The 14,856-nt window shown below is 60.9% G+C and carries 14 protein-coding genes and 1 pseudogene; all 15 read left to right on the forward strand.

Annotation, left to right across the window (positions count from 1 at the left end; genetic code table 11):
* The first annotated feature begins 5 nt into the window (after positions 1–5).
* The 15 genes and pseudogenes from IPI01_01820 (at position 6) to IPI01_01890 (ending at position 14,855) form a co-directional block, all read left to right on the forward strand.
* Positions 6–401, forward strand: coding sequence for a glycosyltransferase (locus IPI01_01820; protein ID MBK7256567.1), 396 nt, complete (start codon positions 6–8; stop codon positions 399–401).
* Positions 353–922 (forward strand): glycosyltransferase family 2 protein, encoded by a 570-nt coding sequence (locus IPI01_01825; GenBank protein MBK7256568.1) that lies wholly within the window; start codon positions 353–355, stop codon positions 920–922. The genes IPI01_01820 and IPI01_01825 overlap by 49 nt, the downstream gene beginning before the upstream one ends.
* 149 nt (positions 923–1,071) lie before the next feature.
* On the forward strand, positions 1,072–2,043 hold the full coding sequence (locus IPI01_01830; GenBank protein ID MBK7256569.1) for a glycosyltransferase family 4 protein: 972 nt from the start codon (positions 1,072–1,074) through the stop codon (positions 2,041–2,043).
* Entirely contained in the window at positions 2,040–2,855 is an 816-nt protein-coding gene (locus tag IPI01_01835) for a glycosyltransferase (GenBank protein MBK7256570.1), read from the forward strand. Before IPI01_01830 ends, IPI01_01835 begins: the two co-directional genes overlap by 4 nt.
* 489 nt (positions 2,856–3,344) lie before the next feature.
* Positions 3,345–3,995: a hypothetical protein gene (locus tag IPI01_01840; protein MBK7256571.1), complete on the forward strand. Its 651-nt coding sequence runs from the start codon at positions 3,345–3,347 to the stop codon at positions 3,993–3,995.
* 209 nt (positions 3,996–4,204) lie between these two features.
* Positions 4,205–4,963 carry a sugar transferase gene (locus IPI01_01845; protein MBK7256572.1) on the forward strand — a complete coding sequence of 253 codons (759 nt, stop codon included), beginning with the start codon at positions 4,205–4,207 and terminating at the stop codon, positions 4,961–4,963.
* Positions 4,921–6,165 (forward strand): hypothetical protein, encoded by a 1,245-nt coding sequence (locus tag IPI01_01850; GenBank protein MBK7256573.1) that lies wholly within the window; start codon positions 4,921–4,923, stop codon positions 6,163–6,165. The genes IPI01_01845 and IPI01_01850 overlap by 43 nt, the downstream gene beginning before the upstream one ends.
* A 58-nt stretch (positions 6,166–6,223) precedes the next feature.
* Positions 6,224–7,329: pseudogene (locus IPI01_01855) on the forward strand (DegT/DnrJ/EryC1/StrS family aminotransferase).
* A gap of 10 nt (positions 7,330–7,339) precedes the next feature.
* The gene (locus IPI01_01860; protein MBK7256574.1) at positions 7,340–8,053 is read left to right on the forward strand and encodes a polyprenol monophosphomannose synthase; all 714 of its coding nucleotides are present in this window, start codon (positions 7,340–7,342) and stop codon (positions 8,051–8,053) included.
* A gap of 7 nt (positions 8,054–8,060) precedes the next feature.
* On the forward strand, positions 8,061–10,079 hold the full coding sequence (locus IPI01_01865) for a glycosyltransferase (GenBank protein MBK7256575.1): 2,019 nt from the start codon (positions 8,061–8,063) through the stop codon (positions 10,077–10,079).
* On the forward strand, positions 10,067–11,017 hold the full coding sequence (locus IPI01_01870; protein ID MBK7256576.1) for an acetyl-CoA carboxylase carboxyltransferase subunit alpha: 951 nt from the start codon (positions 10,067–10,069) through the stop codon (positions 11,015–11,017). The genes IPI01_01865 and IPI01_01870 overlap by 13 nt, the downstream gene beginning before the upstream one ends.
* Before the next feature lie 10 nt (positions 11,018–11,027).
* A complete protein-coding gene (locus tag IPI01_01875) occupies positions 11,028–11,471 on the forward strand; it encodes an acyl-CoA thioesterase (protein MBK7256577.1) in 444 nt (147 codons plus the stop codon).
* Positions 11,468–12,328, forward strand: coding sequence for a carboxylating nicotinate-nucleotide diphosphorylase (gene nadC / locus IPI01_01880; protein MBK7256578.1), 861 nt, complete (start codon positions 11,468–11,470; stop codon positions 12,326–12,328). The genes IPI01_01875 and nadC overlap by 4 nt, the downstream gene beginning before the upstream one ends.
* Positions 12,306–13,829 carry an oligosaccharide flippase family protein gene (locus IPI01_01885; protein ID MBK7256579.1) on the forward strand — a complete coding sequence of 508 codons (1,524 nt, stop codon included), beginning with the start codon at positions 12,306–12,308 and terminating at the stop codon, positions 13,827–13,829. Before nadC ends, IPI01_01885 begins: the two co-directional genes overlap by 23 nt.
* A gap of 33 nt (positions 13,830–13,862) precedes the next feature.
* Positions 13,863–14,855, forward strand: coding sequence for a DUF1385 domain-containing protein (locus IPI01_01890; protein ID MBK7256580.1), 993 nt, complete (start codon positions 13,863–13,865; stop codon positions 14,853–14,855).
* Position 14,856 lies beyond the last annotated feature (1 nt).

The raw sequence follows: 14,856 nt of genomic DNA on the forward strand, positions 1-14,856 counted from the left end.
CCAGAGTGGCAGCAGTCGTCTTGAACTACCGGCGGGCTGCAGAGACGTTGGACTGTCTTGCGGCACTTTCGTCGACGAGAGGGGTTGACCTCGATCTCCTGGTGGTCGACAACGCGTCGGGGGACGGATCTGAAGATGCGATCAGGAAGGCCCGGCCGGATGTTGAGGTGATCCAGACGGGGAGGAACCGGGGGTATGCGGGTGGCATGAATGCAGGCCTCCGGCGGGTGATCGAAAGCGGCAGGTACGAGTTCGTATTGCTCATCAACAGTGATACTCTTGTCGATCCACACGGTGGCGAAGTTGGCGCAGTGTCTCGCCGGGAACCTCGGTTAGCGGCGTTAGCGGCACGATCTATTACTATCCCGCGAAGGACCGGGTGTGGTACGCGGGAGGCATGATCGCCTACCGGCGGGCCCACGCGGTCACGAACCGTATCGTACCGCAGGATGAAGGTGCCGTCCATGTGACCTTTCTGACCGGATGTGCGTTGATGTTGAGGGTCGAGGCGGTTCGTGCGGCAGGCATGTTCGACGAAGACTATTTCATGTATCTCGAAGATGTGGACCTGTCGAGGCGTTTGCTGGCGGCCGGTCACTCGTTGCTGTACCTCCCCGGGGCCCGGTTCTTCCATCGCATGGAGATGGACGAACAGACGCCGTTGAAGACGTACTTTGTGACGCGCAACAGATTAAAATTGCTGGATGGTGCCTCCGGCGTAATGGACCGTGTGCTGGGGCGGCTGTTCGTACTTGCTGTGCTTGCCGTTCGGGTCCCCCGCTGGTTGCTCATGGATCCGGCGAATGCACGTGCGGCCATTGCCGGCGTGCGCGACTACCTGACCGGCCGATCCGGGGGAGGGAGCTTTATGACGTCTGAGAATGCTGTACGACAGGGAGGTACCCATGCGCATCGGCATTGATGCCCGTGCTGCCATGGCCGTGAATGACGGCATTGGGCGGTATGCCTGTGAACTCCTCGCCGAGTATGCGAAGCGCGACAGCGCCGATGAGTATATCGTGCTGAAGAATCCACTGACCCGCGTTTCGTTCGCATTGGATGAACGGTTCCATGAGATCGTCGTCGATGCCGGTCGGTTCGGCGCAGGTGCGCAACTGTCTCTCCCGCGGCTGTTGCGACCGGCTCCGCCTGGATGTCTTTCACGCACTCCATTTCTCGCTTCCACTTGCATACCGCGGAGCGATGGTCATGACGGTCCATGATATCCTGCCGATCCTGAGCCCTTGGAGCTTCGGACGGGGAGCCGTGGGGAACGCTGTTGCATCCACCTATATCAATCTGCTGATCCGTGCTTCGATCCGCCGCTCCAGATTGGTTGCGGTATCTTCCGAGAATACCTTGCGAGATGTGGTCACTCATCTCCATGCCGATCCGCAGAAGCTCAGGAAGGCATATCTGGGGATCAATGTCGCAGAGTTCGCTCCGCCGCCGGAGGCGGGGGTTGTGCCCGCAAGGCTGGGTTTGCATGGGCCGTTCTTTGTCACGGTCACGAATTTCAAACCGCATAAGAACACCGGCCGCCTTGTGGAGGCCTTTCGCCTGGTCCGGCAAACACACCCGGAAGCTGCTCTTGCTATCATAGGTGCTGACGCCCGTGGGTTGGCGGGGGGGCTGGGCGACCCGCAAATGCTCGCGGCCGAGAACATCAGGATCCTCGGCTATCAGGATGACGCGACCGTGACGGCGCTGATGTCGCAGGCGATCGCCTTCGTCTATCCCTCACGGTACGAAGGGTTCGGCTTTCCTCTCGTGGAAGCAATGGCTGCAGGGGCAGCCGTGGTTTCCTCCACCGCGGCATCGTTGCCGGAATTAGGTGGGGATGCTGTCCTGTATGCCGATCCTGACGATGCGCGTGGCTTTGCCGATGGCATGGCAAGGATCATGAAGGATGGAGCGATGCGGAAGAGTCTCCAGGAACAGGGGCGCCGTCGGGCGGCGTCGTTCCAATGGAGTGCTACGGCAGACGCCATGCTCGCCATGTATCGGGAAGCGGCCCGACAGGGGGGGGGAGCCGACTCATGAGGGTCATCCAGACCAACAAGGCATATCTCCCGCTGATCGGTGGCGTGGAGACGACCATCGCCGGGCTTGCGGCAGGGCTGTCGCGAACCCCCGGGGTGGAAGTGGAGGCGCACGTCTGCAATGGGAACCGCTCGTTTGTGATGCACCGCAGCGAATTGCAGGGTGTTCCCGTGTTCTATTTGCCCCGATGGGGTACGTTCGCTTCCCTGCCGCTCAGCCCCGGGTACTTCTGGCATCTGGCCGGACTGAAAGGCGACATCCTTCATGTGCACGAGCCATTTCCGCTTGTCGATATTGCCATGCACCTTTTCCCCCGGATCCGGAAGAACTTCAGGCGCATCGTGGTGACGTGGCATTCCGACATCGTTCGCCAGCAATGGGCCCTCGGGATCTATGCGCCGTTCATACGTAATTTCCTCGCGCAGGTCGATAGGATCTTCGTCAGTTCGCCGGCGCTCATCGAGGGGTCCGAGTACCTGACGCCGTACCGGGCCAAATGCGAGGTCTTGCCGCTGGGCCTCGACCTTGCGTGGACGGCCAGAAGCGCGGAACGGGCATCGCGCGTCGAGCAGATCCGGAACTCGTACACCATGCCTATCGTGCTCTTCGTCGGACGACTTGTATACTACAAGGGCCTGGAGTACCTTATCGCAGCGATGTCCGGTGTGCCGGACGCCCACCTTGTGATCATCGGTCAGGGGCCGCTGCAGGATGTGGTTGACCTACAGATCCAGACTTCCGGCCTCTCCGCCAGGATCACCGTGTTGCCACACCTCGACGCCGAGGAACTCCACGCATACTATGAGGCTTAGCGAGGTCTTCGTCCTCCCATCCACGGAACGGAGTGAGGCCTACGGATTGGTCCAGATCGAGGCCATGGCGTGCGGCAAACCGGTTGTGTGTACGGAGATCCGTACAGGCACGACGTTTGTAAATCAACACGATGTCACCGGGTATGCCGTTCCCCCGCGTGACGCCGGATGCCTGGCCGACGCGATACGGCGCATCCTCGAGAACAACGATCTGCGGCTACGGATGGGGGCTGCTGCGAGACGGCGCGCGCTGGAGGAGTTCACAACAGAGCGCATGGTGGCCAGGACGATGGAGGCCTATCGCGCCCTGGTGGGTGATGCGTTGCCGAGAGGGGACCCCGCTGATCCGGAGATCATGATCTCGCGACATGAAATACCGATCCTTGTGCTGACGGACATCCTCAGCGTCTCGCTCGCCTGGACGGTGTACTACGTCGTCCGCGTGAGAGCGGGATCGCTCTCGGTGTGCCAGCCGGACTTCCTTCGCCGATGGGGGTGGTCACCCTGTTCTGGCTTGTCCTCTTTTTCATCGTCGGCCTGTATCGTCCCTGGTATGCTGCGTCCCGCTTCGATGAGGTCACCCTCATTTTCAAGACGAGCCTCCTCGGATGCCTGATGCTGTTCTTCATGATCTTCGTTGATGATGAGGGGACGACGGTCGGCACAGGCGCACGGTTGTTGATCCTCCTCTACTGGGGATCATGCTGCGTTCGTGGCGGAGGACGCCTGGTCCTCCGGAGCATCCAGCGACGGATGCTGATCGCGGGGATCGGCGCCCATCCTACCGTGATCGTCGGCAGTCCAGCGCGCTCCCGTGAGCTGTATGATCAGGTCGCCCTGTATCCTGCTCTTGGTTATCGTGTGGCCGGGTATGTCCGGATTGACCGCCCGCCGCGGGGGAAGGCTGCGCGCTGGGACCATGGCGTCCGCATCCTCGGAGGCCTTGAAGAACTGCCCGAGATCCTGGACCATGAAGGCATCCGTGAGGTGCTCATCGCACTGGATTCGAAGGATCATAACCGCCTCCTGGATATCGTGGGGAAGTGCTCCGGCCACGCGGTCGGCTTGAAGATCGTGCCCGATCTGTACGATATCATCAGCGGGCAGGCTCGGACGAATCAGATCTATGGATTCCCTTGATCGCGATCTCCCCCAGATCATGCCGCCGTGGGAAGAAGTGACGAAGCGGATGATCGACGTTGGAGCCGTCCGCGATGGCGCTTGTCACGGGTGCCCCCTCTGGGCCGCATTGCGGTCGTGATCAAACTGATCCGCGGGCCGGTGCTTTACAAGCAGGAGCGTGGGGGCGTGGCGGGACATTCAATATCATCAAGTTCCGTTCGATGCGCGTGGATGCCGAAAAACAGGGTGCGCAGTGGGCGCAGAAGCGCGACCCGCGCGTGACCAGCGTTGGGTACTGGCTCCGGCGCCTGCACCTTGACGAATTCCCCCAGCTATGGAATGTGCTGCGCGGACACATGAGTCTGGTCGGCCCGCGTCCTGAGCGGCCGGTGTTCGTGGAACAGCTTGCGAAACAGATCCCGCTCTACCGGCGCCGGCTCAAGGTCCGGCCCGGCATCACCGGCTGGGCGCAGGTCAAGCACAAGTATGATGAGTCCATCGACGACGTCAAGAAGAAAGTACAGTACGATCTCTTCTACATCGAGAATATGTCGCTGAGAATGGATTTCAAGATCATGCTCAGCACGATGTACGCCGTACGCTCACCCGATCCAGGATTTTCTCGACCGGCTCGGGGTCCGCGGTATTTTGCCGCTGGAGTGTTTTCGGTCCGGCCGATCGAGCGCCGCGGGAGGCTCGACGCCTTCTCGCTGCCGCGCACGGTCATCGGGAGCCCTCTCATCGGTAGAACGTGCCACGCTGGAGAAATTCCGCACGGAATTCGCGCCGACCTCGGCGCACGGCCCGACCAGGATGTTGTGCTCCTGGGTCCGCAACGGTCGTTCGGCGCGCTTGCCGCTGACCTCGTGTCGGATAAGGAGAAACACCTCTTCGCTGTGTTCGATTCAGTGCGGCGAACCTGGTCGTGGACCTTCTCGCGTCGGTGGAAATCGCTTTCCATCGCACAGGGCGGTCGACGGACGTGACCCTCGGGAACATCGGGGGGCGGTTCCGGGGGACGATCGGAGGGCAGCTGGGGTATATGCTGCAGGCCACCAATGGGGTGATGATGGGTGACCGTGCCTTGGCGCTTGCTGATCCGCGCCTGGCAGGAAACTTCAAATTCAATGATCTGGAAAGTGCGAATTTCGATTTTACCGAGGCCTATCTCCGACTCTCTTTTGGCTGGGCCGGGATTCAGTTCGGCAGGGAGTTCACATCTGTGGGTACGGGATATGGCGACCGTTTACTCCTCTCGGGCAATGCGCCCGCGCTTGACTTTTTCAGCGTGGATGCCCGCTACCGTTCGTTCCGCTTTTTCTTTCTACATGGCGCGATCCGGGGGGACGACCGCCCCGGTACAGGTCTGATCGAACAGGCACCGGCCAATGCTTCGAAATACCTCGCGATGCATCGTTTTCAGTTTTCCCTCTTCGATGTGATGAACATCGGGGCGAGTGAGATGGTCGTCTACCAACGCCTCACGCCGGAGTATGCCTATCTCCTCCCGATCAATTTCTTCAAATCGGCCGAGCACCAGTTGCGGGACCGTGATAACGCCTTACTCGCCTTTGATATTGAGGTCTTCCCGCTTTCCGACTGGAAGTTCTACGGAACGTGGGTCATTGACGATATCACCATCTCCCGGATGGGCACGGGCTGGTGGGGCAACGAATTCGGCTGGCAGGCGGGGGTCTGCGCCACGGACATTCTCGGTTGGCGGGATGTGGACGCCATCGTGGAGTATCAGCGCCTTGAACCGTACGTGTACAGCAACAGGACGGCGGGCAACGATATGACGCACAGCAACGTCGCCCTCGGTACCGGGCTTCCCCCCAACGCGGATGAGGTGATGGCGGAATGCCGCTGGCTGGCGTCCCCATGGTTGACCATGCGCGTGCAGGCGGCGTATCGCCGGCATGGGATGAATGTGATGCAGGGCGATTCGCTCCTCCGGAATGTCGGAGGTTCCGCGGTGCAGGGGCACCGGGGCTCCGATCCCGAAACGGCGATGTTCCTGGATGGTGTCAAGGAGACCCTGACGCGTGTCACGCTCGCATTGAAATATGAGCCGGTGCGCGAACTGTACCTTACCGGTTCGGCCGAGTGGCTGCACCGGGTCGTGGATCACACCCCGGGTAGTGCTTCCACCCTCGGCCTTCGTGCCGGGATCACCATGGAGTATTGATCGGGGGACGCGTGCACCCCGTGGTGTCAATGACGTCGCGCAAAGATGGGAGCGTGCTATGAAAATGCAAATGGTGGATGTTGTCGGACAATATGCGAAGATCAAGACCGAGGTCGATGAGGCGATACATCGCGTGCTCGCCTCGGGGCAATTCATCATGGGGAAGGATGTTGCGGACCTGGAGAATGAGATCGCAGCATACCTCGGCGTGAAGCATGGGGTCGCCTGCGCTTCAGGGACCGATGCTCTGCAGATCGCGATGATGGCAATGAACATCGGGCCCGGCGACGAAGTGATCACGACGCCGTTCACGTTCGTTGCGACCGCCGAGACGATCGGCATTCTCGGGGCGAGGCCGGTCTATGTGGATATCGACCCGAAGACGTACAACATCGATCCCGCCCGGATCGAGGCGGCGATCACCCCGAGGACCAAGGCGATCATTCCCGTGCATCTGTACGGTCAGCCGGCGAACATGGACGCGATCATGGCGATCGCCCATGCGCGCGGACTCCAGGTGATCGAGGACAGCGCTCAGGGACTGGGCGCAACGTATCGCGGCAAGAAAGTGTGCGCGATAGGCGACTGCGGCTGCATCAGTTTCTTCCCGAGCAAGAATCTCGGTGCCTTTGGCGACGGTGGGATGATCGTCACCAGCGATCCGGCACTCGCCGACCGGCTGCGGATGATCGCCGCGCACGGTTCGCGCGTCCGCTACTATCATGAGGTCCTGGGGGTCAACAGCCGCCTCGATACGATCCAGGCCGCGATCCTCCGGGTGAAAGCGCGATACCTGGACGCCTGGAATGCCGAGCGTCGCAGAGCGGCGGCGCGGTATACCGAACTGCTGGCAGGTACGCCGGTGGTGACGCCGTTCATCGATCCGGCAGGGGAGCACATATTCCACCAGTACACCTGCGTGTGCCGGAACGGGATGGTCTGGATGAGCGTTTGAAAGAGAAGGGCATTCCGCACGCGATCTACTATCCGGTGCCATTGCACCTGCAGAAGGCGTTCGCGATGTCCGGGTACCATGAGGGCGATTTTCCGGTCACGGAGCAGGCGTGCCGCGAGGTTGTCTCGTTGCCGATGCATACCGAGCTGACCGAAGAACAGCAGCAATTCGTGAGCACCACCATCAGGGAGTTCTATGCAGGCCGCTGAAGCAACCGGCATCCGCGCCCTCGTTGTCGTACCGACGTACGACGAGGCGGACAACGTGCCGCGTCTCATCCCCACGATCCTTTCGCAAGCATCGTTCATCGACGTCCTCATCGTGGACGACGGATCGCCGGACGGTACGGCGAACCTTGTGAAGGCGATGCAGAAGGACTCGGCCCGGATCCATCTCCTCGAGCGCCCCGGCAAAATGGGTCTGGGGACCGCCTATGTGGAAGGGTTCAGATTCGCGATCAAGAATCGCTACGACCTGGTTTTCGAGATGGATGCTGATTTCTCGCATGATCCCGCCGAGATCACAAACTTCCTGAAGACCTCGGAAACAGCGGACCTCGTGATAGGTTCCCGCTACACGAATGGCGTGCGGGTACTGAACTGGCCGATCAAGCGGCTCCTGCTCAGTTACTTTGCCAACGTCTATACCCGGTTCATGATCGGCCTCCCCCTGCATGATGCGACCGGAGGATTCAAGTGCTACCACCGTGCGGTCCTGGAAGCCATCAACCTCGACCGGATCCGCTCGAACGGCTATGCCTTTCAGATCGAGATGAGCTACAAGGCATGGAAGAAGGGGTTCCGCCTGGTCGAGATCCCGATCGTCTTCCATGATCGGCGCTCGGGGTTCTCCAAGATGTCCCGCTCGATCGTGTATGAAGCGCTGTTCATGCTCTGGAAATTACGGTTGCGCAGTCTTATCGGCAGGCTCTGATCGTTCCATGGACCTTTCCGTCATCATCGTCAACTACAATGTCCGGCAGTTCCTGGAGAATGCGCTGACGTCGATCGGACGTGCGCTGGAGGGGCTGACGGGCGAGATCATCGTGGTGGACAATGCGTCGGACGATGGCTCGGCAGCGATGGTCCGGGCAAAGTTTCCGGCCGTGCGGCTTATCGAGAGCGCGGAAAATCTCGGATTCGCGCGCGCGAATAATCTCGCCCTGCGCGAGGCACGCGGCCGCCATCTGCTGTTGATCAACCCTGACACGATCGTCCAGGAGGATACGTGCCGCGTGATGGTGGACTTCCTGGACGCGCATCCGGAAGTTGGCCTGGCGGGGTGCAAGATCCTCAATCCGGACGGCTCCTTCCAGTTGCCCTGCCGGCGGAGCTTCCCGACGCCATGGGTAGCGTTCACCAAGACCGTTGGTTTGAGTTCGCTCTTCCCGCGGTCGAGGATGTTCGGGAGATACAATCTGACGTATCTGGACCCCGATGCCTCGTACGAGGTGGACGCGGTCAGCGGGTCGTTCATGATGCTGCGCCGTGAGGTGTATGAGAAGATCGGGGGGCTGGACGAGGCGTTCTTCATGTACGGCGAAGACCTCGATTGGTGTTACCGCGTGAAGCAGGCCGGATGGAGTGTCTCCTATGTGCACACGACGCGCATCATCCATTTCAAAGGTGAAAGCACTCGCCGCAGTAATCTGGATGAGGTCCGGGTGTTCTACGGGGCAATGGTCCTGTTCGTCCAGAAACACTTCAGCCATTCACGGATCGGGCTGTTGTTCCTTCGTCTCGGGATCTTTCTGCGGGGGGGGGTGGCGTGGTTGAGGCGGGCACTGCAACCGCTTCTGTCGGGATCGTTGGATTTCATTCTCGTGGCCATCGCTATGATCGCGGCGGAATGGCTGTACTTCGGGCGGATTTTTTCCTATCCTGCGTATGCATATCCGATCGTCTGGACCGTTCCGGGATTGATGGTCGTGGTGGTGGGTGCGGCATCACGGCTCTATTCGACGCACAGGCTTGCCGCATTCCGCGCTGCGATGACCGTTTTCGTGAGCTACTTCGTGATCTCGGCGATGGTGTTCTTCATCAAGACGTTCGCCTTCAGCAGAGCAGTGGTCCTGATCTCCGGCATGCTGTCGATGGTGCTTCTCCCCGGATGGCGCATCGTGGCGCGCGCCTGGGGGAAACGCAGTGCGGACCGTGGCCGCGAAAAGACCCTGTTCGGGAGCCGGACGCTGATCGTTGGATGCGGCCCGAGTGGCCAGGAAGTGCTCCGCAAGCTCCGGGCCAGGGTGGATGATGGGTATGATGTGCTGGGGTTCATCGATGCAACGAGCGCGCGGATCGGAGAATCCGTCGCCGGGGTGGAGATCGTTGGCAGCGTGGAGAATGTCGGCAAGGTGATCGACGAACGGCAGATCACGGATGTGATCTTTGCGACCGACGAGCTCTCCTATGCTGGTATCCTCGGCGTGATCGGCAGAAGTACGCGGCGGGATGTGAACTTCCGGCTCGTGCCGACGAGCCTGGAAGCGATCATCGGCAAGACACGCATCGATGACCTCGATCCGTTGCCGTTGGTGGAGATCGAGTACAATATTCATCGTCCGGCGAACCGGATGGGTAAACGGCTGTTCGATGTCACGGTGGCGGCGCTCCTGCTGATCGTCCTCACCCCCCTGCGGGTGCTCGGACGTGTGCGCCGTGAGGGACCGTTCGCAACGTTCCTCACGGGCCTCAGCGAGGTCGTTGCGGGGAGGAAGAGCTTTGTCGGCGTTGAATCCGGCGGCGTCGATCCCCGGAACAGCGGGGGGCCATACCTGGGGCCGCGGGGCCTGACGGGCCTTGTGCAGGTGAATCGGCGCGCGAACCTGCCGGTGGAGGAACGTGAGCGGTACGAACTCTATTACGCGAAGAATCAGTCGTTCGTACTGGATATGGAGATCATGCTCAAGGCGATGTTGCAGTTGCTCAGACGACAGGGAGATCACTCATGGCAAAAATGATACTCGACTTCGAAAAGCCGATCCTTGAGCTCGAGAAGAAAGTGGAGGAGATGCGCCGCTACGCGGACAATCCGGACATCGCGCAGGAGATCGCACGCATCGAGAAGCGCGTGCGCCAGCTCCAGCAGAGTGTCTACTCCGGTCTCACGCGGTGGCAGAAGGTGCAGATGGCACGGCATGCGGACCGTCCGTACACTCTGGACTACATCCAGCTCATGACCACCGACTTCGTTGAGCTCCACGGCGACCGTGCGTTCAAGGATGACAAGGCGATCGTCGGCGGACTTGCGCGACTCGGCGATACCTCGGTCATGATCATGGGGCAGCAGAAGGGCCGCGATACCAAATCCAATCTGTACCGGAATTTCGGGATGCCGAATCCGGAAGGCTACCGGAAAGCGTTGCGCCTGATGAAGCTCGCCGAAAAGTTCGGCCGGCCGGTGATCACCCTGTTGGATACCCCGGGGGCGTTCCCGGGCCTCGAGGCGGAAGAACGCGGACAGGCGGAAGCGATCGCGCGCAATCTGTTCGAAATGGCGCGGCTGAAGGTCCCGATCATCGTCGTGATCATCGGCGAAGGGGCGTCGGGCGGCGCGCTCGGCCTCGGGATCGGGGACCGGATCCTCATGCTCGAATATGCGTGGTACTCCGTGATCTCGCCGGAATCCTGCTCGAGTATCCTGTGGAGAAGCTGGGAGTATAAGGAACAAGCCGCGGAAGCTCTCCAGTTGACCGCACCCGATCTCAAGAAGCAGGGGATCATCGATGCCATCGTTCCCGAGCCGCTGGGAGGGGCACACCGTGACCATCAACAAATGGCCACGATCCTCAAAGAAACCCTGTTGCAGGAGCTGAAGGCGCTGCGGAAACTGAAACCGGATAAGCTTGTCGAAAAGCGCATCGACAAATTCTCCAGGATGGGTGTCACCGTAGGATAGGGAGCGTGTGATGCTGCGGTATGAAACGGATCTGCGTGTGCGGTATGCCGACACCGACCAGATGAAGTTCGCGTATTACGGTGTCTATTTCGAATACTTCGAGCAGGGGCGGTCGGACCTGCTGCGAAGCGTTGGCCTTCCGTATGCCACCCTGGAGAGCATGGGATTCCTGCTTCCGGTGATCGAAGCGCATGCCGAATATAAACGGTCGGCGCACTACGACGACCTCCTGCATATCGTGACGATCCTTCAGGCCCGCCCGGTAGCCCGCGTACGTTTGGACTATGAGGTGTACAACGCCGACCGGAATGAGTTGATCGCCACCGGGTACACGATCCACAGCTTCCTCAATGCGCAGACGGGAAGACCGACGCGGGCACCCGTGGTCTTTCTTGAGACCCTGGACGCAGCGATGTCCGACCGTTCTCCCAGGCAGGCACAGAAGAGCATATGACCACCGCAGAACACGGCAGGATCCATCAGATCATCGAGGATGCGCTCCGGGAAGATGCCGGCATGGGCGACATTACCGGCGATGCAACGATCACCGAAGATGCCGGGGGCGTTGCGGAATTCCTGTGTAAAGAGCCGGGGACCATTGCCGGTCTTGATGTTGCCGCGCTGGTCTTTCAGTACTGCGATGCGACCGCCACGTTCGGTCCGCGCTACGAGGACGGGGCCGCCGTCACTGCCGGCGAGATCATCGCCGTGGTCAGTGGGTCTGCGCGCGGCATGCTGAAGGCCGAGCGCACCGCGCTCAACCTGCTGCAGCGCATGAGTGGGATCGCCACGACGACGCGGCGTTATGTGGAAGCCGTGCAGGGGACGGGCGCACGCATCACGGACACGCGCAAGACCGTTCCGGGACTCCGGGTCCTGGATAAGGCAGCGGTCCGGGCCGGCGGAGGCGTGAATCACCGCTTCGGGCTCGACGACATGGTGCTCATCAAGGACAATCATATCGCATCGGCAGGCGGGATCACCGAGGCGGTACGCCGCTGCAATGCCCATCTCGAGGTCCACGGTCTGCGACTGGCGGTCGAGGTGGAAACGACATCCCTGGCTCAGGTCCGGGAAGCCCTTGCATGCACAGGGATCACGCGCATCATGCTGGACAACTTCGATCTCGCCGCCATGCGCGAGGCGGTAGAGCTGATCGGCCACCGGGTCGAGGTCGAAGCCTCCGGCGGGATCACGCTGGAGACGATCAGGCCGGTTGCCGAGACCGGTGTCGACCTCATTTCGGTCGGTGCACTCACTCACTCCGTACGGGCGCTGGATATCTCCCTTGACTTCGTCTCCCAGGTTTGACCGGATCAAGCGGCTCGGATCGGACACGGCGGTCTATGGCATCAGTACGATCCTCGGCCGCTTCCTCACGTTCGTCCTCACGCCCATCTACACCCATGCGCTCGATCCGTCCGATCTCGGCGTTGTCGCCACGGTCTATGCGTACATTGCATTCCTGAATGTTGTGTACGGGTATGGCATGGAAGGGGCGTACATGAAGTATGTGTCCACCCTGGAACTCGGCGACCGGAAGCGTGTCTTCACCGTGCCGTTCGTGGCGGTCGCGGTGAGCGGACTTCTGTTCTCCGGACTATTGGCAGTATTCTATGAACCGGTCGCTGCGGTCTCCGGCATTCCTCCGCGGTTCCAATCGCTGGTAACGATGGCCGCGGGCATCCTCTTCCTTGATACGATCTCCATAGTACCCTTCGCCGCACTGCGGATGGCCTCACAGGCGAAGATCTTCGCAGGAGTGAAGATCGCGGGCATCGTCGTGAACGTCGTTGCGAATATTCTCCTCCTGTTCCTGTGGCACACCGGTGTGGAGGGGATCTTCATCAGCGGATTGATCTCCTCGGGATTCACGGTGGTGCTGCTGATCCCGACCATCATCCGGAATCTCGTGCCCACGTGGCCACGGGGCATCTTCCCTGCCTTGCTCCGGTTCGGGCTCCCATCGGTTCCCGCGGGCATTGCCGGCATGATGCTCCAGGTGATCAACCGTCCTATCCTGGCTTCGTTGCGCGGCGATGCCGAGGTGGGGATCTTCCAGGCGAATTACCGCCTCGGGATCTTCATGATGCTGCTGGTATCGATGTTCGACTTCGCCTGGCGGCCGTTCCTGCTCCAGCATGCGCACGATGCGGATGCCCGGCCGCTCTTCGCGTGTGTCATGATCTACTTCGTTTTGATCGCCACGAGTGTCTTCTTTGTCCTGAGCTTTTTCCTCGCGGACATCGTCCGATGGCCGATCTTCGGAGGGCGCTCGATCATCGATCCGCGATTCTGGGAGGGGATGGACATCATTCCCGTGATCTTGCTTGCGTATGTGTTCCTGGGGATCTACAACAACCTGATCGCGGGCATCTATATCGAGAAGAAGACGGGGAAGTTGCCGCTTGTGACCTTCACCGCCGCGGCGCTCCATGTCGTCGCGAACTATGCGTTGATCCCGCCCTTCGGACTGATGGGGGCCGCCATCGCGACACTCGTGAGCTACGTGGTCATGGCGGGGATGATGTATGTGATCGTTCAGCGGATCTATCCCGTGCCGTATGAACTCGCGCGGTTGGGCAAGATCGCCGGAGCGGCCGTCGTGGTGTCCGTGGCGGCATACGCGGCAGGTACGGGGACGGCGGCGCTGTGGATCAAGGTGGGTTTGCTCCCTGCCTTCGTGGCATTCTTGTACGCCACGCGGTTCTTCGAGCCTCATGAAGGGGCGGCAGCGATGCGGCTCGTACGCGCGATCCCGGGCGCGCGCAGGGCAAAGCCGGTGGCGGACGATACCTCTTCGGCCTCCTAGAATCTCACTCTCAAAAACCGTATCATACTACTTATGAGCAAAGACCTGAATAGTGGTGATCCGCATGCCCTCGCCATGGTCGGAGGGCAAGCCGTGATCGAAGGAGTCATGATGCGGGCCCAGGGCCGCATCGCCACCGCGGTGCGCCGTGCCGATGGGACCATCGTCGTACGCCGGGAGAAGTTCACTCCGATCGGCAAGCGCTATCCCGTCCTTGCTGCCCCCATCCTCCGGGGAGCGGTGGGGATCATTGAAATGCTGATGATCGGCATCCGGACGCTGAATTTCTCAGCAGAGATCGCGGTCGCTGACCAGGCTGTGGCCGAAGGGGTGGCCGCTCCGGAACAGAAGCAATCAAAGGTCATGCTGGGAGTGACCGTCGGTGTTGCACTCCTCCTCGGGGTCGCCCTCTTCTTTGTGACGCCGCTGATCCTCACGTCGCTTGCGTTCTCCGTCGATCAGGATCCGCTGCTCTTCAACGCACTGGCCGGCCTGATCCGCCTCCTCCTGTTCCTGGGATATCTTCTCGCGATCTCCCGGATGAAGGATGTGCAGAGGCTGTTCGCGTATCACGGGGCAGAACACAAGACCGTGTTCGCGTATGAATCAGGATCGCCGCTCTCGGTCGATGTCGCGGCGTGCCAGAGCCGGTTCCATCCCCGGTGCGGCACAAGCTTCCTGCTGGTGGTCATGTTGTCGTCCATCATTCTTTTTGCGATCGTCGATGGCCTGCTCATCCTGCAACTCGGTACGATCACCTTGCCGGTGCGCTTGATCACCCATATCCCGCTGATCCCGCTGGTCGGCGGGTTGTCGTATGAATTCATCAGGCTTTCTGCCAGGCTCGCTGCCGATGGCGCCGGACGCTGGGTCGTTGCCCCGGGCCTGCTGTTGCAGAGGATCACCACGGCAGAGCCCGACGCAGCGCAACTGGAGGTGGCGATCGCCGCGCTTCAGGCGGCGCTGGAACCGGGGGCCGAGGGTACGATCGAGACGGTCGGTGGGTCCATCACAGGGGTGGCCTGAT

Source organism: Ignavibacteriota bacterium (assembly GCA_016707525.1).
GTDB lineage: Bacteria > Bacteroidota > Ignavibacteria > UBA10030 > UBA6906 > JAGDMK01.

Bases quoted from the DNA above. Each gene is read 5' to 3' on its own strand.
- IPI01_01830 (MBK7256569.1), top strand. From the start codon at position 1,072: ATGAGATCGTCGTCGATGCCGGTCGGTTCGGCGCAGGTGCGCAACTGT.
- IPI01_01835 (MBK7256570.1), top strand. From the start codon at position 2,040: ATGAGGGTCATCCAGACCAACAAGGCATATCTCCCGCTGATCGGTGGC.
- IPI01_01840 (MBK7256571.1), top strand. From the start codon at position 3,345: ATGGGGGTGGTCACCCTGTTCTGGCTTGTCCTCTTTTTCATCGTCGGC.
- IPI01_01865 (MBK7256575.1), top strand. From the start codon at position 8,061: ATGGACCTTTCCGTCATCATCGTCAACTACAATGTCCGGCAGTTCCTG.
- IPI01_01870 (MBK7256576.1), top strand. From the start codon at position 10,067: ATGGCAAAAATGATACTCGACTTCGAAAAGCCGATCCTTGAGCTCGAG.
- IPI01_01875 (MBK7256577.1), top strand. From the start codon at position 11,028: ATGCTGCGGTATGAAACGGATCTGCGTGTGCGGTATGCCGACACCGAC.
- nadC (MBK7256578.1), top strand. From the start codon at position 11,468: ATGACCACCGCAGAACACGGCAGGATCCATCAGATCATCGAGGATGCG.
- IPI01_01890 (MBK7256580.1), top strand. From the start codon at position 13,863: ATGAGCAAAGACCTGAATAGTGGTGATCCGCATGCCCTCGCCATGGTC.